Source organism: Curtobacterium sp. MCLR17_059, from assembly GCF_003234665.1.
In the GTDB taxonomy this organism is placed as follows: domain Bacteria; phylum Actinomycetota; class Actinomycetes; order Actinomycetales; family Microbacteriaceae; genus Curtobacterium; species Curtobacterium flaccumfaciens.
The window spans coordinates 207680-231348 of record NZ_QKSU01000005.1 but is presented as its reverse complement, the minus strand read 5'-3'; the positions used below and the strand labels follow the sequence as shown (position 1 = coordinate 231348).

Sequence of the window (23669 nt, the reverse complement as noted above, 5' to 3'; positions counted from 1 at the left end):
CCGTCGCCCCGACGGGCCGCTGACCCCTCCTCACCCCGACGACGGGCTGCCGACCCCCTCCGCGACCAGGTGCTCGACCCGCGGCTCGCCCGCGACCTCGCGCACCGCCTGCAGGGTCCGCGCGTCGTCCCCGGTCTGCCGGACCTCGTGCTGGTCGACGTGCTCCTGCCACGACCCCACCCGGAACGCCTCGACCCAGGCGTCCGACCCGGTCGCGGCGTCGCGGTAGAGGTTCCAGTCACGGGCACCGGTCCGCCGACGACTCCGCCCGAGCCGTTCGGCGCGCGCCCGGAACTCGTCGACCGCACCCGCAGGGACCGTCCAGTGCAGCAGCACGAGGGTCTCCCCCGTCGCCGCGCCGTGGTCGTCCGCCACGAACACCTCGTCCCCGAACGGCATCGGCGTCACGGCGCGCTGCCGGTCGGTGAGCACCGGGAACCCGGACACGAGCAGCACTGCGGCGCTGAGCGCGGTGAGGACTCCGGCCCCGGCGAGCACGCCCGTCACCCCGAGCGGCGTGGCGACCGCGCCGGCGAGCGCCGCACCGATCGCGGTGCAGCCGAACAGCACGAGCTGGTAGGCGGCGAGCCCGCGGGTCCGCACCCAGGCGGGCAGGAACGCCTGCACGGTGCCGTTCAGCGTCGTCACCACGGCGATCCAGGCCACCCCGCCGACCAGCAGCGCGACGAGGACGACCGCCAGCACGGGGACGAGCGCGACGACCGTGGTGCAGACACCGAACACCACCGAGGCGATGCCGACCGTGCGGCCGATGCCGAGCCGCGCACGGACCGCCGGCATCAGGAACGCCCCGCCGACGGACCCGATGCCGACAGCGGCGAGCAGCAGTCCGTACCCGCCGGAGGACAGGCCGAGCGAGCCGTCGGCGACGAGCGGCAGGAGGGCCCACAGCGCGTTCGCGGGCACCATGAAGACGGCGAGCTGCACGAGCAGCCGGCGGACGACCGCCGCGTGCAGGACGTACCGCAGCCCGGCGCGGGTGGCGTCGATGAACGGTTCGGCCCGCGTCTCGGGGCGCTGGTAGCCGCGCCAGGCGACGAGCACCACCAGGAAGAGCGCGAACGACAGCGCGTTGGCGGCGAACACGAACGGCACGCCGAGCTGCGCGATCACCACCCCGGCGAGCGCCGGTCCGATCGCCCGGGCGACGTTGACGCCGACGGAGCTGAGCGCCGCGGCGTCGGTGATCGCGGCGCGCGGCACGATCTCGGGCACGAGCGCCTGGTACGCGGGCAGCTGGAGCGCTGATGCGGTACCGAGCAGGAACGTGACGGTGAGCAGGAGCGCCGGGGTCATGTCGCCGGTCGCGGTGAGCACGGTCATCACGACGCCGACGACCACCTGGAACGCCTGCACCCCGATGAGCAGCTTCCGTCGGTCGACGAACTCGCCGATCACCCCGGCGGGGATCCCGACGAGCAGCACCGGCAGGCTCGACGCGGTCTGCACGAGGGCGACGACGACGGGTGCGGCGTGCTCGTCGACGAGCAGCCACTGCGCGCCGACGGTCTGCATCCAGCTGCCGATGTTGCTCACCAGCACCGCGATCCACAGGGCGCGGAAGACCGGGATCGCGAGCGGCGCCAGGGCGCCGCCGCGGGGTGCTGGGGTGGTGCGTTCCGTGGTCACGTCGCCTCCTGGGGTGGGACGGGGACATCCTGGAGGCGCGGTGTGCGCCGGGCGCACGCCGCGCCTCCAGGGATGGTCGGGTCAGGCGGCGGCGTCGGTCGCGCTGGTCGCGGCGACGGCGCGCTCGATGACGTCGGCGACGTCCTTCGGGTGGGTCTGCATGACGAGGTGCGGGGCGGCGAGCTCGGTCACGTCGGTGATGCCGGCGCGGGAGTAGCCGAAGCGCTCCACCTCGGGGTTGATGGTGTGGTCGTCGGACGAGACGATCGCCCACGCGGGGGTGGTCTTCCACGCGGCGGCGGACGCCGGCTCGCCGAAGGCCGCGCCGGAGAGCGGGCGCTGCGAGACGGCGAGCACCTCGGCGACGCGCGGGTCGACCCCGGCGGCGAAGACCTGCGGGAACGCGTCGATCGCGACGGAGACGTCGGTGCCGTCCTCGGCGCCGGCGACCGGGTACGGCGTGTACACCAGGTTCGCGGCGAGGTCCGAGTCGGGGAACCCGCCCTGCAGCTGCCCGAGGCTCTCGCCGACCTCGAGCACGTAGCCGGAGACGTAGACGAGTCCGACGACGTTCTCGGCCTCGCCGGCGACGGTGATCACGGCCCCGCCGTACGAGTGACCGGCGAGGACGACCGGCCCGTCGACGTGCTCGGCGACGGCGCGGATCGAGGCCGCGTCCTCGGCGAGGCTCCGGTTGTAGACCGGCGGGACGAGGACGGTGTGGCCGCGGTCGAGCAGCTCGCGGGTGACGGGTGCCCAGCTGGCGGAGTCGGCGAACGCGCCGTGGACGAGGACGATGGTGGCTGCAGCCATGTGCGGGTCTCCTTCGTGACGAACGTCTGGGGTGGTGCGGGGACCGGGGGTCCCGGCGTCGTCACGCTAGGGCTGGGGGTGCTGCGTCGTCGTGTCCCTGTCGTTGCCCGTCACCCCCGACGACAGCCCGTGCCGGCGGCCCCGGGTGCGGCGCACGGTGCCCTCCGACGGTCGGACACACCGTGCCGGGGTCCCCCTGCGGGGCGGAGGCACGGCGACGGGGTCCCCGCCGGGGCCCCCTTCTCCCCCCTGCTCCACGGCCCGGCCGGTTAGCGTGATCGCATGGAACACGAGGACGGCACGACGACGACGTCGGCCCAGGACTTCGTGGACGCGCTCGCCGAGCCGGTCGTGGTCTTCGACCGCCACCTGGACGTCGTGGCGGCGAACCGGCTCGCCGGTGCCCTGTCCGCGTCCCTCACCGTCGGCACGAACCTGGCGCGGTTCACCTTCCTGAACCCCTGGGTCGAGGACTCGGTGGACGGCTGGGAGGCCGAGGCGCACCGCACCGCCGCGATGCTCCGGGACTCGCTGGACGAGCACGACGCCGACGACCGGTTCCAGGAGCTCCTGGGCGAGCTGATGGCCCGGAGCACGACGTTCGCGACCGAGTGGGCCGGCGGAGCGGTCCGGCCGACTCGCCGCGGGGAGTCGGCGTTCGAGAACCCGCTCGTGGGCCGGATCGACCTGCGGTGGGAGCAACTGCGTCGGCTGGAGGACCCCGAGCACGTGCTCGTGGTGTGGACGGCGGCGGACGACGAGTCCGCCGCTCGGCTCACGACGCTCCGCGGGCTGCTCGACGAGGGCGCGACGACCGCCTGATCGGGAGCGCGGCGACCGCTGCGAGCGCCTCGCTACCCCACCGCAGTCTCGCCCGCGACCGGCTGCCGGCGCGCGGTGCCCTGCTGCACCTGCGCGGCGAGGTACGCGACGGCCGCGGCCGCGGGGGTGCCGGGGTCGGCCCAGAAGGTCACGAGCACGTGCGAGCTGCCCGGGATCGCGAGGTTCTGCCAGCGGAACTCGACCCACCCGATCGGGTCGATCCAGTGCCGCGAGACCCCGGTGCGCTGCACGGCGACGTCGTGCCGGGCCCAGATGCGGGCGAAGTCCGGGTCCTGCAGGGTCAGCGTGCCGACGATCTCCTGCAGCCGGGGGTCCTCGGGTTCGGCATGCAACCGGAGTGCGGCGACGACCCGGTGCGCGGTGCGGTCCCATTCGGCCGCGTGCTGCCGGGACGCCTCGGAGAAAATCTGCAGGACGAGGTTCGCGCCCGGCTCCATGTAGCCGGGGCCGAGGGCGCTCGCCAGGGCGTTGGACAGGATGATGTCCTGGTTGCGGTCCATCACGAACGCCGGGGTGTGCGACCACTGCGCCAGGAGCGACCGGACCGAGTCGTCGAGCCCCGGCGGCACGACCCCCTCGGGGCGGCGGCGTTCGGCGTGTGCGAGGCGGCGCAGGTAGTCGACCGCCTCGTGGTCGAGCCGCAGGGCCCGGCCGAGCGCCACGAGCACCTGGTCGGACGGCTGGTGATCGCGGCCGCGTTCGAGCCGCAGGTAGTACTCGGGGCTGATGCCCGCGAGCCGCGCGACCTCTTCACGGCGCAGGCCGTCCACTCGTCGTCCAGGCTCGCGAGTGAGGCCGACGTCCTCGGGCTGGACGAGTGCCCGACGGGCGCGGAGGTACTGCCCCAGTTCGGACCGTCGCGCATCCACGCGAGCAGGATAGCCGGAATCCGCAAAGAACGCGAGAACTACCGTTCTCCGGGTGTGCCGCTCCGCGCGATGGTCTCGTGCGGCTGCTCCCCGAACCGCTCCCGGTAGTAGGCCGCGAACCGCCCGAGGTGGGTGAACCGCCACCGCCGCGCGATCTCGCTGACGAGCAGCGCGCGGGAACCCGGCCGCCCCAGCTCCAGGTGCACCCGGTCGAGCCGGACCTCACGCAGGTACTGCATGGGGGTGACGCCGAGACGACGGCGGAACAGGTCCTGCAGCCCGCGCTCGCTCAGGTCGCAGGCCGCTGCGACGTCCGCCACCGTCAGCGTCCGGTCGGCGTGGTCGTGCACGAAGCCGATCGCCCGCCGCATCCGGTCCGCGACGTCCGCTCGCGATCGGGCGAAGGTCGACAGGACGACGGTCGCGATCCGCCGGTTCAGGGCCGCACGGTCGTCGGCGGGCAGGCCGGGGTCGAGGATGCGCCCGGAGGCCTCGCGCAGCAGTGCCCGCAGCGGCTCGAGTGCGGGATCGGCCGCGTCCGGCTGCCCGAACACCGAGGACTCCCCCGTGTCGCCGAGCAGCGACGGCGACAGGTGCAGCAGCGTCGTGGCGGTCGCGTCGGTCTCGAACCCGTACGCGACGGACGCCGAGAGCATCATCGGCCGCTCGGCGCCGACCTCCCAGTGCTCGCCGTCGTCGGCGGTCAGGCTGGCCCGGCCGTCGGCGAGCCAGAACACGACGTGGTCGGGGCGCGGACCGATCGTCCCCGACCGCTTGCCCGGTGTCGCGATCCGGTGGATCGACAGATCGTCGTCCCCGCCGGTCTCGTAGCCGAAGCCCTCGTCGTCCGCGGTCACGGCGTCGGGACCCGGTCCCACTCGTCGCCGTACCGGGACAGCACCGACCACCGCGAGACGGGCCACGTGGTCACGAAGGCGCGCCCCACGACGTCGTCGACCGGCACGGTGCCGTGCACGCGCGAGTCGGCGGAGTCGTACCGGTTGTCGCCCATCACCCAGATGCGCCCCTTCGGCACGGTGATCTCGAAGTCCTTCCCGGCGACACGGTCCGACCCGCGTTCGAGCACGACGTAGGGCTCGTCCACCGCGTGCCCGTTCACCGACAGGCGACCCCGGGCGTCGCAGCACGACACCGTGTCACCCGGCAGGCCGATGACCCGCTTGATCAGGTCGTCGCCCTGGCCCATGCCGAGCCAACCGCCCGGGTCCTGGAACACCACGACGTCACCGCGCTGCAGCGGGACGACCCCGGGCACGAGCTCGTTGACGAGCACCCGGTCCCCGACGAGCAGCGTGTTCTGCATCGAGGCCGAGGGGATGTAGAAGGAACGGACCAGGTACGCCTTCACCAGGAAGGACGCCAACAGCGCCACGACGACGATGATGACGAGGTCGCGCAGGAACCGCAGACCGCCGCGTTTCGGCTCGCTGTCGGGGGCGGGTTCGGAGTGAGGTTCGGCGTGGGCGTGCGTGTCACTCAATGCGTCAACACCACCTTGACGACACCGATCACGAACGCCACCGCGGCCAGCACGATCCCGCCCCACAGCCCGAGGAACGTGGGCTGCTTCCCGCTGAACCGCTGCATGAACACGCCCACCAGCCCGATGCGCACCACCAGGATCACGGTCGCGGCGATCTGCGCCCACTCGGCCGGCAGCCACCCGATCCAGGCAGCCGCGTAGAGCACCGCCGGGATCAGCCCGGAGGTCGCGATCGGGTTGGCGTTCCGGACGATCGTCGCGACCGAGTCGCGGCGCGCAGCGCGGTCCGCAGCGGACTCCTCGCCGTCGTCGCCGAGCCCGTGCGCGACCAGGTGCGCGAGCACGTGCGCCAGGTACGTCAGCACCGCGGTCGCCAGGACGGTCGCCACCGCGGCGCCGTGGTGGATCTGCTCCGGGTTCACCGCGATCGCGACGGCGAGCACCGTGATGTTGCCGTAGATGTACGACGACATCCGGTCGCGGACGTGCTCGAGCGGCAGGTCGCGGGGGTCCGGGCGACCGCCGCGGGGTCCGCGCCCCGGTCGGGAGGGCCGTCGTGTGCGTGGCATCCGTCCATCTTGGCCCCCGCGGTCGGCCGTCCGCCGACAGGACACCGGGTGCGATGGTCACACGGGTGGCCGGTTCCGGCAGACTGGGTGCCGATCGGTGCGACGGAGCGCCGGACAGGAGGCACGGATGACGTCCGCACGACCACTCGCCCTGGTGACCGGGGTGGGCCGCAGAGCCGGCATCGGCGCAGCGCTCGCCACCCGGCTGGCGACCGACGGCTGGGACCTCGCCATCTCGTGGTGGGGCCCCTACGACGACCGCGTGAGCGGCGGGGCGGACCCGGACGGGGTCGAGTCGGTGGTGCAGGAGTGCGAGGCGGCGGGAGCACGGGTGACGCGCCTCCCGGTCGACCTGGAGGACCCGGAGCAGGCGGCCGCGCTCGTCAGCCGCGCCGAGGCGGAAGCCGGCGCCCCGGTCACCACCCTCGTCATGTCGCACTGCGAGTCCGTCGACTCCGACTTCCGCACCACGACCGTCGAGTCGTGGGACCGCCACTTCGCCGTGAACGCCCGCGCACCGTTCCTGCTCGTGCAGGCCTACGCGGCCGGGCTCGAGCTCGCCGGGGACGCCGCACCGCGCGACCGACGCCGGATCGTCGCCCTGACGAGCGACCACATCGCGTACAACCTGCCGTACGGGGCGTCGAAGGGCGCGCTCGACCGGATCGTGTTCGGCGCCGCGAAGGAGCTTGGCAGCCTCGGTGTCAGCGCCAACGTGGTGAACCCGGGCCCGAACGACACCGGCTGGATGTCCGACGAGGTCAAGGGCTGGGCCGTCGAGGGCACCCCGCTCGGCCGGCTCGGACGCCCGTCGGACACCGCCGCGCTCGTCGGGTTCCTCTGCTCGGAGCAGGGCGCGTGGGTGAACGGACAGCTGCTGAAGTCGGACGGCGGGATCTCGAACAGCGCCTGACCTGTCGGCCCCTCGCGACCCGCTCGTCAGCCGCGACCGGGCGCGGTCACCTCGATGCGGTTCGCCCACGGGTCCTCGAACGCGACCGTCCGGCCGTCGTCCGCGGTCTGCACCCCGGTGTCGTGCATGCGTGCGACGAGGGCACCGAGGTCGTCCGACCCGGGCACCTCGATCCGCACGAGTCCGAGCCCGAGCCCGAGCTGGCGGCGCCCGGCCCCACGTGAGTTCCAGGTGTTCATCGCCATGTGGTGGTGGTAGCCGCCGGCGCTGACGAACAGAGCCTCGCCGAAGCCGGCGGTGGTCTCGAAGCCGAGGGTGTCCACGTAGAAGGAGCGCGCGGCGTCGACGTCGCCGACGGACAGGTGCACGTGGCCGACCTTGCCCGGGCGTGCCGCGGCGGTGTCCAGGGCGTCCTGCGTCAGGTGGGACTGCAGGAACGCGTTCGGGTCGACGTACTTCGTGTCCATGTCGACCATGCCGTGCGTCCACGACCACTCGGTGCGGTCGCGGTCCCAGTACAGCTCGACACCGTTGCCCTCGGGATCGGTGAAGTAGAACGCGTTGCTCACCAGGTGGTCGGCGCTGCCGGTGAAGGTCTGCGGGAACTTCGTTGCGACCGAGTACAGCACGGCGGCCAGGTCGGCCCTCGTGTCGAACAGGATCGCAGTGTGGAACAGGCCGGCGTCGTGCGGGCCGGCGTACTGCATGGACGGCGCGTGCTCGAGGATCACGATCGGCACCGCCAGGCCACCGGCGCCCGGTCGCCCGAGGACGGCGACGCCGCCCTCGTTCGAGAGCAGCGAGAGCTGGACGCCGTCGCGGTAGTAGCTGATCATCCGGTCGAGGTTCGCGACGCGGAGGGTGACGGCACCCATCCCGGTGTCGGCGGCGAGGAGGTCCTGCGTGTGCATGGCACCAGTGTGCGCCTATTTAGTTGACGCATCAACCAAATAGGCGTCGGTCGCCTGCGCCAAAGCGACAGATCCACGCAATCCCGGCGCGAGGCACCCGCCAACGCGACAGATCGCTGCGAACGGTTCGCGGCGATCTGTCGCTTTGGCGCACGGGGGCGCACAGCGGACGGGGCGCGCAGGCGACGGGAGGCCCGGCGCGCGTCCGCCCCGCCGGCCGCGGTCAGCGGGAGCGGAAGTAGCGGTGCAGCGCGCGCTCGCGGATCGCGGCCGCGGCGAGCGCCCCACCGAGCAGCGCGCCCACGAGCCCGAGGGACGCGATCGCGATTGCCTCGCGCACGATCGGCAGCGCGTCGTCGACGTCGAGGCCACGCACCGACACCACCGCGACGCTCGTCGCGACCACCGCCCCGACCGATGCCCAGACCAGGTGCTGCAGGACGACGCCGAGGACCTGCGCACTCCGCGGTACCCCGACGTGCCGATCGGAGGCCAGGGCGAGCCGACGCCGTGCGACCGCTGCCCCGCCGATCGTCAGCCCCGCGAGGGCCGCTGCACCGAACGGGACGAGCGCTGGCTGCCGCGCCGCGGGGGTGAAGACCGCGCCCAGCGTCGGGTTGAGCTGCCCGGCGGTCGGTCGGTCTTCACCCTCGGCCCCGCTCGCCGGCAGGACGGTGCGCCGGAGCATCGAGACCGTGTCGTCGCGCTGCGGCCACACCGTCGCCCAGCAGGCATCGAACGGCGACCCGTCGTCCACCGTCGGCGCGAGGACCGAGTACTCCAGGTCGGGGTCCCGGCCGTCGTCGGGGTAGTCGTACACGCCGGCGACTCCGGTGCCCGCACCGCCCGCCGTGACGAGGCGATCGCCGGCAGCAAGACCCAGGGTCTCGTGCACCGTGGGCGAGACGATCACTCCCGCGGTGCCGTCGGCATCGGAGCCGCCGAGCAGACCACGCACCCCGGCAGTCACCTCGTAGGTCGGGATCGCCGAGCCCGGCAGCGCGGCGGGGACGACCCCGGCGTCGAGGCGCCGGAACGCACCGGACGCGATGACCCCTTCGGTGTCCACGAGCGCATCGCACACGCGGCCGTCGATCCGGCCCTCGGCCCGCTGGACGGTCGTCGCCGCACCGCTCGCGACGAACGCCGCAGCCGCTCGGACGTCATCGGCGACCGCGGCTGCGCGCAGGCCCACGACACCGCTGAGCAGCACCGCGAGGACGACAGCGGACGTCGCTGCCCACGAGGCTCCGGAAGCGATGTCGCGCCACGCCTCACGCCAGACCTCGGTCACCTGCATCCGGCGAAGGCTCATCGGTACCGCCCGAGATCGAGCACTCCGTCGCAGGCGTCACGGGTCGCGTCGTCGTGCGTGGCGACGACGACGACCGTCCCCGACGCGGCGAGCGCACCGATCCCACGGTTCACCTCGATCGCGGTCGCCCGGTCGAGTTGCGCCGTCGGCTCGTCGACCAGCATCAGTCCCGGCGCGCTGGCGATGGCGCGCGCGAGCATCAGGCGTTGCGCCTCACCACCGGACAGTTCGGCGAACCGCGCGTGCGCCCGCGAACCGAGCCCGAAGCGCTCGAGGACCTCGAGCGCCCGGACGTCTGCGGTCCGACGATCCGCGCCCTGGGCGACGAACGGCAGCGCGACGTGGTCGAGCACGTGGCGGCGGGCCACCCCGTACGGGTTCTGGAAGACCCAGAGCGGCCGACAGCCCGGCGGACGGACGGCGGCACCGCGCGTCGGACGGAGCATCCCGGCGAGGATCGCGAGCAGCGTGGACTTGCCGGAACCGCTCGGCCCGACGACCGCGGTCACGGTCCCCTCGGCGAAGGTGCGGTCGACGCGGTCGAACAGCACGGTGCCGTTCGACCAGACGTGTCCGACGCCCTCGAGCGTCACCGACATGAGCTGGACCGGTCCGGCACGGCACGGATCCGGTCGAGCGTTCGTCCGCCGGGCACCCGGACGAACGACTGCCCGAGTTCCGACCCGAGGACCTCGACCCGGAGCGGCCGCCCCGTCGTCGGTTGCACACACGCCCGGTCACCTTCGAGGTCCCAGAGGGCCGTCGGTGGCACCACCTGGACGGTTCGTGGGCGACTGAGCGTCCACGTCGCGGCCACCGTCGGTGCGCCGTCCGCCGAAGCGACCGTCGCCGCGTACTCCGGCAGGGCGGTGATCGCAGCGAGGTCCGTCGACGCGGAGACCACCCCTGCGGTGTCGATCGGGACATTGGCGTTCCCGATCCGCAGCACGCGCTCCCCCGACGCCGGATCGACCGGGAGCGCCTCGATGCGTGCACCGCGGAGTTCAGCCGGGAGTTCGACGAGGACACCATCGGCGCCGACCGCTGCCCCGACGACAGCCACGCACGCCAGGACGGCGTTCTCGGCGGCTGGCACCCATGCGAACGGGTCCCGCAGTACGACGTCGTCGGGCAGGTCGTCGCGGTCGACGCCTCGGTCGACCAGGAACTGCTGCGCAGCACGGAGTGTGCCCCGACCGAGGATGCCGTCGATGCTCAATCCAGCACCGAGTCGCGTGAGTTCCCGCTGCAACCCCCTGACGTCGGCCCCGCGGTCGCCGAGCTCGAGGTCGCGCCACAGCGGCTCGTCACTGGCAAGTGCGAGCACCGGCTGTCCGTCTACCCGCGCGAGGACGTCCCCGCTCCGCACGGGTGCCCCGGTCGAGCACGTCGATGTCGTCACCGTGCCGCTCCGCGACGTCACGACCGCCCGTGGGGCACCGGTGTCGAGTGCGAGCTGCACCTGTCGTTCGTCGGCATCGGTGCGCTCGGTCACCCGGACGGTGCTCGCGGGGGCTGCCGTCCGGAGTGCGGCCGGGACCTCGGCCGGCACAGCGACGACGATGACTGCGGCCGTCGCCGCTGCGACCACCATCGCGCCGAGCGCCAGGAGTGCGGCAGACGGGAAGCGCATCACTGCCGCCAGAGCGCGAGCGGATCAAGGGCGCACTGCTTCGCCTGCTCGCCCATCGAGTCGAACGGGAAGGCGTCGGCGTCCTGGTCCTTCCGCCACTGTTCCTCGGTGTAGTCCCTTCCGATGAGGCCGGCCTTCCGCAGACACGGAACGGTGATCTTCGCATCGTCCAGCTTGCCGGGGTTCCTGCGCGTCTCCTCGAACAGGAACGTGATGCTCTGGTCGAACTTCGACTCGCACGCTTCAAGGATCTTGTTGGTCCTCCCGATGTCGTTGCTCGGCGACTTGCCCACCGTGCTTCCCACTTCGAACCCGCCGTCGGCGAAGTACGAGATCGTGAGCTCGGAATCGCGGAGGCACTTGTCGACCTTCGCGTGAGCGTCCTCGAGTTCCTGAGTCGTGACCCGACCGTCAGCCAAGACCCTCGCCTCCGAGTCCGACACGTCCGCGTCGAGTGCCTCGCGGAACGCATCCGCCCAGGGGCCCGCCGCCTCGAGCGACGCAGGAGCCAGCTCGGAGGGCCTCGGCGTGTCCGCGTCACCCGCCGAGCAGCCAGAGAGCGCGAGCGCCGAACCGAGCAGGAGAACGAGTTTCGCCGTCACGATGGACGGTGCGGCGAAGACCCTGGTCATTGCTGCCGCCAGAGGCCGAGGGGGTCCAGCCGACACTGTCCGGCTGCCGGGTCCCACGGCGAGAAGGAGAAGTTCCCGTCGTCGTTCTGATCACGCCAGTCACGTTCGGTGTACGTGTCGTCGACGAGTCTCGCAGCACGGAGGCACGCGACGGTGATCGTTGCCTCGTCCTGCTTCTCCGGGTTCCGCCGGACCTCGTTGAACAGGTAGGTCACGTCGCTGTCGAAGTCCTTCGCGCACTTCGACTTCGAATCGTTCATGGCCGTGGCGTCTTCAGCCTTCCGCCCGGGGAGCAGCGAGGCTTCGGACGTGCCGTCCTCCGCTGTCGTGTAGTCGTAGCCGAGATCTCGCATGCATGCGCTCATGCGGGACTGCGCATCTGCGACCTCCCGCGCCGAGATCGTTCCGTCCGAGAGGATCTGCCGCTGGTACGGGCTGGTGTCGGAGGCCGATTCCGCGAACTCACCCGCCCACGGCCCGGCCGCGGAGAAGCCTGACGGATCGACGACCCGGGGGGCAGCATCTGCGGAGGCGCAGCCAGCGAGTGCCGTGGCGGCGATCGCCCCGGCGATCGTTGCTCCCCGAAGCCTGCTCCGAATCACCGCGTCAGGCCCGGGTCATGCCGTACTGGGCGATGTTGGTCCAGCAGGCGGCCTGGTAGGACCACTTGTTGCCACCGACCACGTTCCCCCACTTCATCGTCCCGCTCCGCAGACGGTTGAAGTGCTGAGCGCGACCACACCCCGAATCGTTGAAGCCCGTGCTCTGCGTCACCTTCCGCCAGCACGTCGCCGCACTCGCCTCCGGCGCCGTCACGGTGTCCACCGCGATCCCGCCGCCCACGACACTCCCCAGCACGACCGCACCCAGTACGACGTTCTTGATCGACATCGATCTCCCCTTTCGTTGCGACATCGCCCAGATGTCACCGTTAACGTATTACCGGTCGGTACGAGAACGCAACGATCACCACCACTTCCGTGCAGGATGGACCCGTGACTGACGACATCCGGTGGGAGGTGGTCGAGGAGAGCACGCTGTCGCTCCCCGACCACGAAGCGATCGCAGCGCTGCTCGGGCAGGCCTTCCCCGACTGGTCGCACTGGTACGTGGGCGGCCGGAGCTGGTCCGGCATGCAGCCGGAACGCCGGGTGCTCGCGCACGACGCCGACGGGGTCGTCCTGGCCCACGTCGGCATCCGCCGCATGTACATCTCCGTCGGCGGCGAAGACGTCCTGGTCGGCGACACCGGCCTGGTCGCCGTGTCGCCCCGACTGCAGGGCACCGGCGTCGGCCGCGAGCTGATGACCCGGACCACGGCGGTCCTCGAGGGACTCCGCGTCCCCTTCGGGTTCCTCGGCGCGGGCGAGGACCGCATCCCCTTCTACGCGAAGCTCGGCTGGCACGAGTTCCCCGAGGCCGTCGGCACCTTCTCGGCGTTCACCGCCGAGGGCGCGGGCGTCAGCAACACCGAGCAGGGCGGCTGGATGGCGCTGCCGGTGGCAGCGCAGCTCGAGGACTGGCCCGCTGGCCCGATCTGGCTCAACGGCCAGCAGGTCTAGACGCACCGACCAACGGACAGGAGGCCCGGTACCAGCTGGTACCGGGCCTCCTGTCCGTCAGGTCGTCAAGCGGGGCTTACGCCTCGACCGCGACCTTCTCCGGGTCCTCGTTGGAGCCCGGCGCGCTCGGCGCGACCGCGGCGCGCACGCGCGCACCCAGGTCGGCGTCGACGTTCGTCCAGTAGGCGAACACGCGCTCGCGCAGGTCGTCGCGCGTCACCTTCGAGACGTGACCGGCGATGTTGCCGACCAGGCGCTCACGGGCGGCGTCGTCCAGGACCTCGCGGACGAGCGTGCCGGCCTGGCCGAAGTCGTCGTCCTCCGGGTGCAGGGTCGCGGCGGAACGCTGCAGCGCACCGTCGGACTCCCAGCCCGGGGCGTCGTCGGTCGCGTTCGGGTCGGCGTGCGCACCACCGAGCGAGTTCGGCGCGTACACCGGCACCTCGGACTTCTGGAAGTCGAAGCGCATGCCGCCGTCCTTCGAGTACGAGTGGACCTCGTTCTTCGGGGCGTTCACCGGCAGCTGGGCGTGGTTCGTGCCGACGCGGTAGCGGTGTGCGTCCGCGTAGCTGAAGATGCGCGCCAGGAGCATCTTGTCCGGGCTCGCCGCGATGCCGGGCACGAAGTTCGAGGGGGCGAAGGTCGCCTGCTCGATCTGCGCGAAGTAGTTCTCCGGGTTGCGGTTGAGCTCCATCGTGCCGACCTCGATGAGCGGGTAGTCCGCGTGCGGCCACACCTTCGTCAGGTCGAACGGGTTGAAGCGGTAGGTCGCTGCGTCCTCGTAGGGCATGACCTGCACCTTGAGGGTCCAGCGCGGGAAGTCCTGACGCTCGATCGCGGCGTGCAGGTCACGGATGTGGAAGTCCGCGTCCTCACCGGCGATGCGGTCGGCGTCCTCCTGCGTCAGGGTCTTGTGGCCCTGCTCGGTGATGAAGTGGTACTTCACCCAGAAGCGCTCGCCCTCGGCGTTGATCCACTGGTAGGTGTGCGAGCCGAAGCCGTCCATCTCGCGCCAGCTCGCAGGCAGGCCACGGTCGCCCATCAGCCACGTGACCTGGTGCGCCGACTCGGGCGACAGGGTCCAGAAGTCCCACTGCATGTCGTGGTCGCGCAGGTGCGAACCCGGCAGGCGCTTCTGCGAACGGATGAAGTCGGGGAACTTGATGCCGTCGCGGATGAAGAACACCGGGGTGTTGTTGCCCACGAGGTCGTAGTTGCCCTCTTCGGTGTAGAACTTCAGCGCGAAGCCGCGGGGGTCGCGCCAGGTGTCCGGGGAGCCCTGCTCACCAGCGACGGAGGAGAAGCGGGCCAGCATCTCGGTCTGCTTGCCCGGCTGCAGGAACGCGGCACGGGTGAAGCGCGAGATGTCCTGCGTGACGGTGAAGGTACCGAAGGCGCCGCCGCCCTTGGCGTGCACGACCCGCTCCGGGACACGCTCGCGGTTGAACTGGGCGAGCTTCTCGACCAGGTAGTGGTCGTGCAGCGCGAGGGGGCCGTCGGCCCCGACGCCCATCGAGTGCTCGTCGCTCGAGACGGGTGCGCCGCTGTTGGTCGTGGTGGTCGGGGTGCCGGTCGGCGTGTTCTGGTCGGACACGGTTCCTCCTGGAGGTGGGACGTTGGTTCGGTCAGGGGTGCTCGGGTGGTTCGGGGTCCGGCGCGCCGTGCGGCCGGTGCGGTGGGCGGTCGCCGTCAGGCGGGCGTGGGGGCGCCGGGTGCCTGCGCGCTCTCGTCGGGCGCGTCTGGGTGATCGCGCTCTGCGTCGTCGTGTTCCGCGTCGTCGCGCTCTGCCGCTGTGCAGCGTTCGCAGATGCCCCAGTAGGTGACCTCGGCGGTGGTGACCGCGAAGCCGTGGGTCTCGGACGGCGTCAGGCAGGGCGAGTGGCCGACCGCACAGTCGACGTCCTCGATCGCGCCGCACAGGGTGCAGACGATGTGGTGGTGGTTGTCACCGGTGCGGCGCTCGTACCGCGCGGGGCTGCCGGCCGGTTCGATGCGGCGGACGAGCCCGACGCCGGTCAGGGCGTTCAGCACGCCGTAGACGGCCTGGTGACTGGTGGTCGGCAGCTCCACGGCGAGCGCGGTGACGATGTCGTCCGCGGTGGCGTGCGGCATCGAGTCGGTCGCTCGGAGCACCGCGAGTCGCGGGGTCGTGACCCGGAGCCCCGAGGAACGGAGCAGATCGGCGTCGGCGTCCATGCTGAGCCTTTCTTTTGCAGGAATCAAGACAACGCGTTCACTGTACACGAGCTTCTGCTGCCGACCAGCGAGGTGACGCATGCCGCCACCGGAATACGAAGTGTCACGATCCGGTCGCGATCAGCTGGGACGACACTGGACCGACCGTTCCGCACGCTAACGTCCGGACATGTCCACGAGCCAGGGTCTGCCTGAACAGGCGAACAGCACCGCGGACGTCCGGGGGATCATCGCGAAGCGGGACCTGGTCGTCGACCTCATCCGGACGGCCTGCGTCGTCCTCGTCGTCATCGTGCACGTCACGATGGTCGGCGTCGCCGCCGATGACCAGGGGGTGCGGGTCACGAGCCCGCTGCAGGAACTCCCCTGGTACGTCGCTGCCACCTGGGTCGGGCAGGTGATGCCGCTGTTCTTCGTGGTCGGCGGGTTCGCGAGTGCCGTCGGCTGGCGCAGCACCGTCGCCCGTGGTGCGCCGAGCCCCGCCCGCGACTACCTGGCCACCCGCCTGGTGCGGCTGTTCCGGCCCGCGGTGCCGCTGTTCGTGTTCCTCGCGCTCGGGCTCGGGGTCGCCACGGCCGCTGGCACGCCGCCGGAGCTCCTGGCCGAGGTCGCGTTCGGCATCGGTTCGCCGCTCTGGTTCCTGGCGGCCTACGGCATCACCCAGTGCTGCGTCCCCGTGATGATGCGCCTGCACGAGCGAGCACCGTGGGCCACCCTCGCCGTGCTGCTCGTGCTCGCCGGGGCGGTCGACGCCGTCCGCCTGGCCACCGGGGTCGCCGAGGTCGGGCTGCTCAACCTCGGGCCGGTGTGGCTCTTCGCGCAGCAGCTCGGGTTCCTCTGGGCCGACGGGTGGTTCGCTCGCCGGTCGAAGGTGCTCCTGCTGGCCATCGCCGTCGCCGCGTACGCCGTGCTCGTGCCGATGACCTCGGTCGGGCTCTGGGCGCCGGACATGCTGCAGGACCTCAACCCGCCGATGCTCCCGCTGGCGTTCCTGGCGATCGCACAGGCCTGCCTGGTCCAGCTCGTGCACGCTCCGCTCACCCGGCTGATGCGCACGCGGGCCGCCCTCGGGGCCGTGTTCGTCCTCGGCCGCGACGGCATGACCATCTACCTGTGGCACCTGCCGCTGTTCATCGCGCTGAACGGCATCGCCCTGCTCGTCGGGGTGCCGTTCCCGGCGCCGGGCTCCGGTCCGTGGTGGGCGTCGCGCATCGTCGCAGTCGTGGTGGTGCTCGCCGTCGCGATCGGGGTGGCCCGGGCCCTGCGCTGGTTCGACCGGCCGCTCCCCCGGCTGCTGCCGTCGGCCGACCGTCCGTCGTGGCCGGTCGTCGCGGTCGCCGCCCTCTGCACGATCGGCCCGGCGTTCCTCGTGATGCAGCTGCACCTGTCGTTCGGCGTCGCGCTCGTCGGCGCCGTGGCCGTACCGGTGGGCGTCTGGCTGCTGTCACGGACCGTCCCGGCACCCGGGGTCGCCCGGATCTGAACCGGTTCTCACCGTCGCGGGGCCACGACGGACCCCCGGTGGCCGTCGGGCGGGCGGAGGATGGCTCCGGCGGCGCGAAGGACGAGTCCGCCTGATCCCCAGGAGGCTCCCCACGCCGTCGACACCCGAGTTCTGGAGCACCTGGCGGTTCGACCCCCTGGCGGCGGTGCTCCTCGTCGTCGCCGCGGTCGCCTACGGCCGGTGGGTCGTCGGCGCGGCTCGATGGGGTGCCCGCTGGCCGTGGTGGCGCACGCTCGCCTTCGCCACGGCGCTCGTGCTGTTCGGCGTCCTGCAGTTCGGCATCGTCGGTGTCGACGACGAGCGGTTGCGCTGGGCGTTCGTCCTGCGGGCCGCCCTGCTGTTCTTCGCGGTCCCCACCTTCGCCGCGCTCGGTGCGCCCGTCGCACTGCTCCGGATCGGAGGCCCGGCTCGCCTTGCGCAGGTCGCCGACGCGGCCATGGGGTCACGACCGGTGCGCCTGCTCGGCAACGCGATCGTCGCCCCGCTGGTCGCGCTCGCGCTGTTCGCCGTCCTGCTCACCCCGTTCTCGGCGGTGATCCGGGAGTCCCCCGCCTGGGCCGCCGTCATCACCGTGACCGTGCCGGCACTCGGGTTCGGCCTGCTCGCGCCGCTGTCCGAGGTCGGCGTGCTCGTCTCGTCGACGTTCGCCACGGCCGAGTTCCTGCTCGCGTTCGTCGAGCTCGTCGTCGACGCGGTGCCCGGCATCGTGCTGCGGATCACGAACCACGTGCTCGACGGGTCCCTCGTGCCGGTGGTCGGGCGGGCCTGGTACCCGTCGCCCCTGCAGGACCAGCACCTGGCGGGCGACCTGCTGTGGTTCATCGCCGAGGTGGCGGACATCCCCGTGCTCGTCGCCCTGTTCATCCGGTGGCAGCGGACCGACCGCCGCGAGGCCCGGGACGTCGACGCCCTGACCGACGAGCAGATGGACGAACTCACCCGAGCGCACCTGCAGCGCCGCAGTTGACGGGCGGGGGTGAGTCCCCGACACGAGTGAGCAGAAGAAGTCGAGTACCCGGAGGTGACTCGACTTCTTCTGCTCACTCGTTGGGCGCCGAAACGCTCGTGCCCTACTTCGACGGGGCCCCCGCGGGCTCGGCGTCGGGCTGCGTGGTGACCGAGCCGGTCTGCTGCCACGCGACGGTCTGCTTCGGCTTCGCCAGGAACAGTGCCGCGACGATGGCCACGATCAGCACGATCGCCGGCAGGTAGAGCGACTCACCCATGGCCTTGGAGAACGGCTCGAGCAGGAAGCCCGGCAGTGCGCCGACCTGCTGCTCCGCGCCACCGGCCGAGGCCCCACCGGACGACGCCGGGAAGTTCGCGGTGATCCGGGCCTCCATCAGGGCGGCGATGCCGGCGGAACCGAGCACCGCACCGATCTGGCGAGTGGTGTTGTAGACGCCCGAGCCGGCACCGGCCAGCTTCGGCGGCAGGTTGCGCGTCGCCGAGACGGACAGCGGTCCCCACATGCAGGCGTTGGCGAGGCCGAGGAGCGCGCTCGGCAGGAGCACCCAGCCCCACTCGGCACCGCTCGACAGCAGGGCGCCGAACCAGAACAGGCCGACCGAGAAGCAGGCGAGCCCGAACGAGGCGACCCAGCGCGGGTTCCAGCGGTTCAGGTTCTTGCCGACGATCGGCGCGAGTGCGGCGGACAGCACGGCCTGCGGCACGAGGAGCAGTGCGGCCTGGGTCGGCGAGAAGCGCAGGACGTCCTGGGCCCACAGCATGATCGGCAGCGCGAACGAGGCGATCGCGACACCGACGGCCGTGATGGCGACGTTGGCCAGCGTGAAGTTGCGGTCCTTGAACAGGCCGAGCGGCAGCAGCGGCTCGCCCTTCTGCACGCCCTGCCAGACGACGAAGCCGGCGAGCACCACGAGGCCGACGATGATGAGCGACCACACCGAGATCGGGCCGGCGATGACGCCCCAGTCGTAGGTCTCGCCCTCCTGGATGCCGAAGACGAGCAGGAACAGGCCCGCTGCCGACAGGAAGATGCCGAGGTAGTCGAAGCGGTGTCCGTGCCGCTCGAACGACGGGACGAAGCGCTGCGCGAGCACGAACGCGACGACACCGACGGGGACGTTCACGAAGAAGATCCACTCCCAGCCGAAGCCGTCGACGAGCAGGCCGCCCACGATCGGGCCGACGAGCGACGCGACACCGGCGACGGCGCCCCAGAGGCCCATGGCCGCGCCGCGGTTCTGCGGCGGGAAGATGCGCGTGATGACCGACATGGTCTGCGGGCTCATCATCGCGGCGCCGAGACCCTGCACGACGCGGGCGACGATCAGCACCTCGATCGAGCCGGCCAGGCCGCACCACAGGCTGGCGAGCGTGAAGACCACGAGGCCGATCTGGTACATGACCTTCGGGCCGAAGCGGTCACCGAGCCGGCCGGTGATGAGCAGCGGCACGGCGTAGGCGAGCAGGTAGGCGCTCGTCACCCAGATCACGGAGTTGATGTCCGCGTCGAGCTTCTGGGCGATGGTGGGGGTGGCGACCGACACGATGGTCGAGTCGACGAGGATCATGAAGAACCCGACGACGAGTGCCCACAGGGCAGGCCACGGCTTCTTCTCGGTCGTCCGCGGAGGCGTGACGGTGGTCATCGAGTGGTTTCCTTGCTGTTCGTGGTGGTGTCTGCGGACGCGACGGAGGCGTCCCAGGAGATGTGGCCGGCGGCGATCCGGTCGGCCGTGGCGGCGAGCCACTCGATCTGCGTCGTGAGCATGGCACGCACGTACGACACGTCGAGCCAGTACCGCTCGGGCAGGTCCTTGGCACGGACGACCCCGAGGATCTCGTCCGTCTCGTCGCGCTGGGCCCGGAGTGCGACGGCCCGTGCCCGGAGTGCGGACTCGGCCTCGTCGACCGACAGGTTCTCGATCTCGGCGACGGCCAGGTGGAAGACGGGGTACTCCTCGGCCGGTTCGGCGATCAGCCGGACGAGCCCGTCGTGCAGGGCCGTCCACCCCTCGTCCGTGATGGCGTAGGTGGTGCGTTCCGGACGGTTGCCCGCCCGGTCGGTCCCCACGACCTCGGCGAGGCCGAGCTCCACCAGGCGGCCGACCTGGTGGTACAGGGTGCCGGGCCGGACCTTGACGTTCCGGCCGTCCCGGCGGTGCGTCATCGTCTGGAACATCTCGTAGGGATGCGTCGGCCCCTCGGCCAGGAGCCCGAGCGCGGCGAACGCGAGTGGCGTGAGCGACGGCACACGTGCCTCCAGTCCGCTTGTTCGTTGTTGACTATTCGAAGTAGAATATACGCGTTGGAACAGACATGAACAACCGCACAGCACGGGCCGGTCTGGAGGCCCGTGGCCGTCCCGGCGTGTCGCGCGCGCCCCGTAGACTGGTCGCGTCCCCCCACCCCTGAAGTGCTGGAGAGAACACGTGCCAACGATCGTCGTCGAGGTCATGCCCAAGGCCGAGATCCTCGACCCCCAGGGGAAGGCCGTGGGCAACGCCCTGGCCCGCCTCGGCAAGGCCGACCTGACCAACGTCCGCATCGGCAAGCGCTTCGAGGTGACCGTCGACGGCCCCGTCGACGACGCCAAGCTCGCCGAGGTCCGCGACATCGCAGCCGACGTCTTCTCGAACGCGGTCATCGAGGACGTCGTGTCCGTGACCGTCGAAGGCCAGTGACCCGGATGCGCATCGGCGTCATCACGTTCCCCGGCTCGCTCGACGACCGCGACGCCCAGCGCGCCGTCCGTCTCGCCGGTGCCGACCCCGTCGCCCTCTGGCACGGCGAACACGACCTGCAGGGCGTCGACGCCATCGTGCTGCCCGGTGGGTTCTCGTACGGCGACTACCTCCGTGCCGGCGCGATCGCCGCGAAGGCCCCGATCATGGCCGAGGTCATCGACGCCGCCGGCAAGGGCATGCCCGTGCTCGGCATCTGCAACGGGTTCCAGATGCTGGCCGAGGCCCGTCTGGTCCCCGGAGCGCACACCCGCAACGCGCACCAGCAGTTCATCCGCCGCGACCAGAAGCTCCGCGTCGAGACCACCGCGACCGCCTGGACCTCCGGCTTCAGCGCCCAGCAGGAGATCACCATCCCGCTGAAGAACGCCGACGGCCGCTTCGTCGCGGACGCCGACACCATCAAGCGCATCGAGGACAACGGCCAGGTCGTGTTCCGCTACGTCGGCGTGAACCCGAACGGCTCCATCGACGACATCGCCGGCGTCTCGAACGAGCGCGGCAACGTCGTCGGCCTGATGCCGCACCCCGAGCACGCGACCGAGGCCGGCTTCGGCCCGGACACCCCCGCTGCGATGGCCTCGGGTACCGACGGCCTGACCTTCTTCACCTCCGTGATCGAGCACGCGCTCGTCAAGTGACAGGGAACAACGACACCGTGACGACACCCGTTCGCCCGAAGCCCGACACCGTGCAGGACGCGGCAGCCACCCCCGACAAGGAGCAGCCGTACGACGCGCTGGGCCTGAAGCCGGACGAGTACGCCCGCATCAAGGAGATCCTCGGCCGCCGCCCCACCTCGGGCGAGCTCGCGATGTACTCGGTGATGTGGAGCGAGCACTGCTCCTACAAGTCCTCGAAGAACTACCTCCGTCAGTTCGGCAAGAAGGTCACGCCGGAGATGACGAAGAACCTGATGGTCGGCATGGGCGAGAACGCCGGTGTCGTCGACGTCGGCAACGGCTGGGCGGTGACCTTCAAGGTCGAGTCGCACAACCACCCGTCCTACGTCGAGCCGTACCAGGGCGCGGCCACCGGTGTCGGCGGCATCGTCCGCGACATCATCTCGATGGGCGCCCGCCCCGTCGCCGTGATGGACCAGCTCCGCTTCGGCGCGATCGACCACGAGGACACCGCACGCGTCGTGCACGGCGTCGTCGGGGGCATCTCGTTCTACGGCAACTGCCTCGGCCTGCCGAACATCGGCGGCGAGACCTACTTCGACCCGGTGTACCAGGGCAACCCGCTGGTCAACGCCCTCGCGGTCGGCGTCCTGCGCCACGAGGACCTGCACCTGGCGAACGCCTCCGGTGCCGGCAACAAGGTCGTCCTGTTCGGTGCCCGCACCGGTGGCGACGGCATCGGCGGCGCGTCGATCCTGGCGTCCGACACCTTCACCGAGGGCGGGCCGACCAAGCGTCCGGCCGTGCAGGTCGGCGACCCCTTCGCCGAGAAGGTCCTGATCGAGTGCTGCCTCGAGCTGTTCCAGAAGGACCTGGTCGAGGGCATCCAGGACCTCGGCGCCGCGGGCATCTCCTGCGCCACCTCGGAGCTCGCGAGCAACGGTGACGGCGGCATGCACATCTCGCTCGACGACGTCCTGCTCCGCGACCCCACGCTCACCGCCGAAGAGATCCTGATGTCGGAGAGCCAGGAGCGCATGATGGCGGTCGTCCGCCCCGACAAGCTCGACGAGTTCCTGGCCGTCGTCGGCAAGTGGGAGGTCGAGACCAGCGTGCTCGGCGAGGTCACCGGCACCGGCCGACTCGTCATCGACTGGCAGGGCCAGGAGATCGTGAACGTCGACCCGCGCACCGTCGCCGTCGACGGCCCGGTCTACGACCGCCCGGTCGCCTACCCGACCTGGATCGACGCGCTGCAGGCCGACACCGCCGCCTCGCTCGACCGACCGGCCGACGGCCCCGCGCTGAAGGCGCAGTTCCTCAGCCTGCTCGGTTCGCCGAACCTGGCGTCGAAGAACTGGGTCACGAACCAGTACGACACCTACGTGCTCGGCAACACCGCGCTGTCCTTCCCCGACGACGGCGGCATGATCCGCGTCGACGAGGAGACCGGGCTCGGTGTCGCCATCGCCACCGACGCGAACGGCCGCTACTGCCAGCTCGACCCGAAGCAGGGTGCACGTCTGGCCCTGGCCGAGGCCTACCGCAACGTCGCCGTCACCGGTGCCGTCCCCGCCGCCGTCACCGACTGCCTGAACTTCGGCTCCCCCGAGAACCCCGAGGTCATGTGGCAGTTCTCCGAGGCGGTCGAGGGCCTGGCCGACGGCTGCATGGAGCTCGGCATCCCGGTCACCGGCGGCAACGTGTCGTTCTACAACCAGACCGGCTCGACCCCGATCCACCCGACGCCCGTCGTCGGCGTGCTCGGGATCATCGACGACGTCGCCAAGCGCGTGCCGTCCGGGTGGCAGGACGACGGCCACAACATCTACCTGCTCGGCACCACGAGCCTCGAGCTCGACGGCTCCGCGTGGGCCGGCACCGTGCACGGGCACCTGGGCGGGCGTCCGCCGGCGGTCGACCTCGAGCGCGAGAAGGCCCTCGCCGAACTGCTGTACGCGGCGTCCGGCGAGCAGCTGCTCACCAGCGCGCACGACCTGGCGGACGGTGGCCTCGGCCAGTCCCTCGCCGAGTCGGTGCTCCGCTTCGGCATCGGCGCCCGCGTGGTCCTCGACGAGCTCGAGACCCGCGACGGCATCGACACCGCGACGGCGCTGTTCTCCGAGTCGACCGGTCGCGTCATCGTGACCGTCCGCCGCGAGGACGACGTGCGGTTCCAGGGCATGTGCGACGGCCGGGGCTTCCCGGTGCTGCGCATCGGCGTGACCGACGCGACGTCGAGCGCGCTCGAGGTCCAGGGCGCGTTCGAGGCCACGGTCGACGAGCTGCGCGGCACCCACGCCGCGACGCTGCCGGCCCGCTTCGGCGACGTGATCGTCGAGGACGTCACCGAGGGGTACGTCGGCCGCGGGCCGCTCGACTCCGACGGTGCCTTCTCGCCGCGCACCGACGCCTAGGCCCG

Annotated in this window: 25 protein-coding genes; 8 read left to right on the top strand and 17 right to left on the bottom strand. The window is 71.6% G+C overall.

The genetic code is table 11. The features are described 5' to 3' along the window. Positions 1-30: 30 nt before the first annotated feature. Both DEJ12_RS09555 and DEJ12_RS09550 read right to left on the bottom strand, forming a co-directional pair. Complete coding sequence (locus DEJ12_RS09555) at positions 31-1650, bottom strand: MFS transporter (protein ID WP_181433129.1); 1620 nt, start codon at positions 1648-1650, stop codon at positions 31-33. Between the two features lie 81 nt (positions 1651-1731). Continuing rightward, positions 1732-2463, bottom strand: coding sequence for an alpha/beta fold hydrolase (locus DEJ12_RS09550; RefSeq protein ID WP_111029820.1), 732 nt, complete (start codon positions 2461-2463; stop codon positions 1732-1734). A 282-nt stretch (positions 2464-2745) separates the two neighbouring features. On the opposite strand from DEJ12_RS09550, the gene DEJ12_RS09545 reads away from it, so the two are divergent. Next, on the top strand, positions 2746-3285 hold the full coding sequence (locus DEJ12_RS09545) for a hypothetical protein (RefSeq protein ID WP_111029819.1): 540 nt from the start codon (positions 2746-2748) through the stop codon (positions 3283-3285). 32 nt (positions 3286-3317) lie between these two features. On the opposite strand, the gene DEJ12_RS09540 is transcribed toward DEJ12_RS09545, so the two are convergent. From DEJ12_RS09540 to DEJ12_RS09525, 4 genes are read right to left on the bottom strand one after another with little or no spacing between them, the layout of a single operon-like run. Further along, positions 3318-4175, bottom strand: coding sequence for a helix-turn-helix domain-containing protein (locus DEJ12_RS09540; RefSeq protein ID WP_111029818.1), 858 nt, complete (start codon positions 4173-4175; stop codon positions 3318-3320). Positions 4176-4213: 38 nt separating this feature from the next. Continuing rightward, positions 4214-5032 carry a helix-turn-helix transcriptional regulator gene (locus tag DEJ12_RS09535; protein ID WP_181433130.1) on the bottom strand — a complete coding sequence of 273 codons (819 nt, stop codon included), beginning with the start codon at positions 5030-5032 and terminating at the stop codon, positions 4214-4216. Next, complete coding sequence (gene lepB, locus DEJ12_RS09530; protein ID WP_111029816.1) at positions 5029-5676, bottom strand: signal peptidase I; 648 nt, start codon at positions 5674-5676, stop codon at positions 5029-5031. Before lepB ends, DEJ12_RS09535 begins: the two co-directional genes overlap by 4 nt. After that, the gene (locus DEJ12_RS09525; RefSeq protein WP_139196520.1) at positions 5673-6248 is read right to left on the bottom strand and encodes a hypothetical protein; all 576 of its coding nucleotides are present in this window, start codon (positions 6246-6248) and stop codon (positions 5673-5675) included. Before DEJ12_RS09525 ends, lepB begins: the two co-directional genes overlap by 4 nt. Positions 6249-6375: 127 nt before the next feature. Between DEJ12_RS09525 and DEJ12_RS09520 the strand changes: the two genes are divergently transcribed. Further along, positions 6376-7161 (top strand): SDR family oxidoreductase, encoded by a 786-nt coding sequence (locus DEJ12_RS09520; protein WP_111029815.1) that lies wholly within the window; start codon positions 6376-6378, stop codon positions 7159-7161. A 26-nt stretch (positions 7162-7187) separates the two neighbouring features. Here the strand turns inward: DEJ12_RS09520 and DEJ12_RS09515 are convergent, their stop codons facing one another. The 7 genes from DEJ12_RS09515 to DEJ12_RS09485 form a co-directional block, all read right to left on the bottom strand. Further along, positions 7188-8072: a VOC family protein gene (locus DEJ12_RS09515; RefSeq protein ID WP_111029814.1), complete on the bottom strand. Its 885-nt coding sequence runs from the start codon at positions 8070-8072 to the stop codon at positions 7188-7190. A 223-nt stretch (positions 8073-8295) separates the two neighbouring features. Further along, positions 8296-9372: a hypothetical protein gene (locus tag DEJ12_RS09510; RefSeq protein ID WP_111029813.1), complete on the bottom strand. Its 1077-nt coding sequence runs from the start codon at positions 9370-9372 to the stop codon at positions 8296-8298. Positions 9373-9383: 11 nt separating this feature from the next. Next, complete coding sequence (locus DEJ12_RS09505; RefSeq protein ID WP_111029812.1) at positions 9384-9986, bottom strand: ABC transporter ATP-binding protein; 603 nt, start codon at positions 9984-9986, stop codon at positions 9384-9386. Beyond that, complete coding sequence (locus DEJ12_RS09500) at positions 9977-11020, bottom strand: peptidoglycan-binding protein (protein WP_111029811.1); 1044 nt, start codon at positions 11018-11020, stop codon at positions 9977-9979. Before DEJ12_RS09500 ends, DEJ12_RS09505 begins: the two co-directional genes overlap by 10 nt. Beyond that, positions 11020-11652 carry a hypothetical protein gene (locus DEJ12_RS09495; protein ID WP_111029810.1) on the bottom strand — a complete coding sequence of 211 codons (633 nt, stop codon included), beginning with the start codon at positions 11650-11652 and terminating at the stop codon, positions 11020-11022. The genes DEJ12_RS09500 and DEJ12_RS09495 overlap by 1 nt, the downstream gene beginning before the upstream one ends. Beyond that, positions 11649-12254 carry a hypothetical protein gene (locus DEJ12_RS17835; RefSeq protein ID WP_146245581.1) on the bottom strand — a complete coding sequence of 202 codons (606 nt, stop codon included), beginning with the start codon at positions 12252-12254 and terminating at the stop codon, positions 11649-11651. Before DEJ12_RS17835 ends, DEJ12_RS09495 begins: the two co-directional genes overlap by 4 nt. Positions 12255-12258: 4 nt before the next feature. Then, a complete protein-coding gene (locus DEJ12_RS09485) occupies positions 12259-12543 on the bottom strand; it encodes a hypothetical protein (protein ID WP_111029808.1) in 285 nt (94 codons plus the stop codon). A gap of 104 nt (positions 12544-12647) precedes the next feature. On the opposite strand from DEJ12_RS09485, the gene DEJ12_RS09480 reads away from it, so the two are divergent. After that, entirely contained in the window at positions 12648-13214 is a 567-nt protein-coding gene (locus DEJ12_RS09480) for a GNAT family N-acetyltransferase (protein WP_181433131.1), read from the top strand. Positions 13215-13290: 76 nt separating this feature from the next. Here the strand turns inward: DEJ12_RS09480 and DEJ12_RS09475 are convergent, their stop codons facing one another. Continuing rightward, entirely contained in the window at positions 13291-14808 is a 1518-nt protein-coding gene (locus DEJ12_RS09475; RefSeq protein ID WP_111029806.1) for a catalase, read from the bottom strand. Between the two features lie 95 nt (positions 14809-14903). After that, positions 14904-15410 carry a Fur family transcriptional regulator gene (locus DEJ12_RS09470; protein WP_258370589.1) on the bottom strand — a complete coding sequence of 169 codons (507 nt, stop codon included), beginning with the start codon at positions 15408-15410 and terminating at the stop codon, positions 14904-14906. A gap of 169 nt (positions 15411-15579) precedes the next feature. On the opposite strand from DEJ12_RS09470, the gene DEJ12_RS09465 reads away from it, so the two are divergent. Further along, positions 15580-16893, top strand: a complete 1314-nt coding sequence (locus tag DEJ12_RS09465) for an acyltransferase (RefSeq protein ID WP_111029805.1) — start codon at positions 15580-15582, stop codon at positions 16891-16893. Between the two features lie 166 nt (positions 16894-17059). Then, positions 17060-17881, top strand: a complete 822-nt coding sequence (locus DEJ12_RS09460; protein ID WP_111029804.1) for a cytochrome c oxidase assembly protein — start codon at positions 17060-17062, stop codon at positions 17879-17881. Positions 17882-17984: 103 nt separating this feature from the next. On the opposite strand, the gene DEJ12_RS09455 is transcribed toward DEJ12_RS09460, so the two are convergent. Together DEJ12_RS09455 and DEJ12_RS09450 are read right to left on the bottom strand one after the other, a co-directional pair. Next, positions 17985-19529 carry a DHA2 family efflux MFS transporter permease subunit gene (locus DEJ12_RS09455; protein ID WP_111029803.1) on the bottom strand — a complete coding sequence of 515 codons (1545 nt, stop codon included), beginning with the start codon at positions 19527-19529 and terminating at the stop codon, positions 17985-17987. Beyond that, the gene (locus tag DEJ12_RS09450) at positions 19526-20134 is read right to left on the bottom strand and encodes a PadR family transcriptional regulator (RefSeq protein WP_181433132.1); all 609 of its coding nucleotides are present in this window, start codon (positions 20132-20134) and stop codon (positions 19526-19528) included. The genes DEJ12_RS09455 and DEJ12_RS09450 overlap by 4 nt, the downstream gene beginning before the upstream one ends. Positions 20135-20312: 178 nt before the next feature. Here DEJ12_RS09450 and purS point away from each other — a divergent pair, with 178 nt between their 5' ends. The 3 genes from purS to purL are packed head-to-tail and all read left to right on the top strand — an operon-like array spanning position 20313 to position 23664. Then, positions 20313-20564, top strand: coding sequence for a phosphoribosylformylglycinamidine synthase subunit PurS (gene purS, locus DEJ12_RS09445; RefSeq protein ID WP_017886272.1), 252 nt, complete (start codon positions 20313-20315; stop codon positions 20562-20564). A 5-nt stretch (positions 20565-20569) separates the two neighbouring features. Beyond that, positions 20570-21265, top strand: a complete 696-nt coding sequence (gene purQ, locus DEJ12_RS09440; RefSeq protein WP_111029837.1) for a phosphoribosylformylglycinamidine synthase subunit PurQ — start codon at positions 20570-20572, stop codon at positions 21263-21265. A gap of 17 nt (positions 21266-21282) precedes the next feature. Continuing rightward, entirely contained in the window at positions 21283-23664 is a 2382-nt protein-coding gene (purL, locus tag DEJ12_RS09435; protein WP_258370590.1) for a phosphoribosylformylglycinamidine synthase subunit PurL, read from the top strand. The last annotated feature ends 5 nt before the right edge of the window (positions 23665-23669 follow it).

Bases quoted from the DNA above. Each gene is read 5' to 3' on its own strand.
- DEJ12_RS09500 (WP_111029811.1), bottom strand. From the start codon at position 11,020: ATGCGCTTCCCGTCTGCCGCACTCCTGGCGCTCGGCGCGATGGTGGTC.
- DEJ12_RS09550 (WP_111029820.1), bottom strand. From the start codon at position 2,463: ATGGCTGCAGCCACCATCGTCCTCGTCCACGGCGCGTTCGCCGACTCC.
- DEJ12_RS09465 (WP_111029805.1), top strand. From the start codon at position 15,580: ATGTCCACGAGCCAGGGTCTGCCTGAACAGGCGAACAGCACCGCGGAC.
- DEJ12_RS09485 (WP_111029808.1), bottom strand. From the start codon at position 12,543: ATGTCGATCAAGAACGTCGTACTGGGTGCGGTCGTGCTGGGGAGTGTC.
- DEJ12_RS09520 (WP_111029815.1), top strand. From the start codon at position 6,376: ATGACGTCCGCACGACCACTCGCCCTGGTGACCGGGGTGGGCCGCAGA.
- purQ (WP_111029837.1), top strand. From the start codon at position 20,570: ATGCGCATCGGCGTCATCACGTTCCCCGGCTCGCTCGACGACCGCGAC.
- DEJ12_RS09495 (WP_111029810.1), bottom strand. From the start codon at position 11,652: ATGACCAGGGTCTTCGCCGCACCGTCCATCGTGACGGCGAAACTCGTT.
- DEJ12_RS09510 (WP_111029813.1), bottom strand. From the start codon at position 9,372: ATGCAGGTGACCGAGGTCTGGCGTGAGGCGTGGCGCGACATCGCTTCC.
- DEJ12_RS09515 (WP_111029814.1), bottom strand. From the start codon at position 8,072: ATGCACACGCAGGACCTCCTCGCCGCCGACACCGGGATGGGTGCCGTC.
- DEJ12_RS09455 (WP_111029803.1), bottom strand. From the start codon at position 19,529: ATGACCACCGTCACGCCTCCGCGGACGACCGAGAAGAAGCCGTGGCCT.
- DEJ12_RS09470 (WP_258370589.1), bottom strand. From the start codon at position 15,410: ATGGACGCCGACGCCGATCTGCTCCGTTCCTCGGGGCTCCGGGTCACG.
- DEJ12_RS09505 (WP_111029812.1), bottom strand. From the start codon at position 9,986: ATGTCGGTGACGCTCGAGGGCGTCGGACACGTCTGGTCGAACGGCACC.
- DEJ12_RS09545 (WP_111029819.1), top strand. From the start codon at position 2,746: ATGGAACACGAGGACGGCACGACGACGACGTCGGCCCAGGACTTCGTG.
- DEJ12_RS09525 (WP_139196520.1), bottom strand. From the start codon at position 6,248: ATGCCACGCACACGACGGCCCTCCCGACCGGGGCGCGGACCCCGCGGC.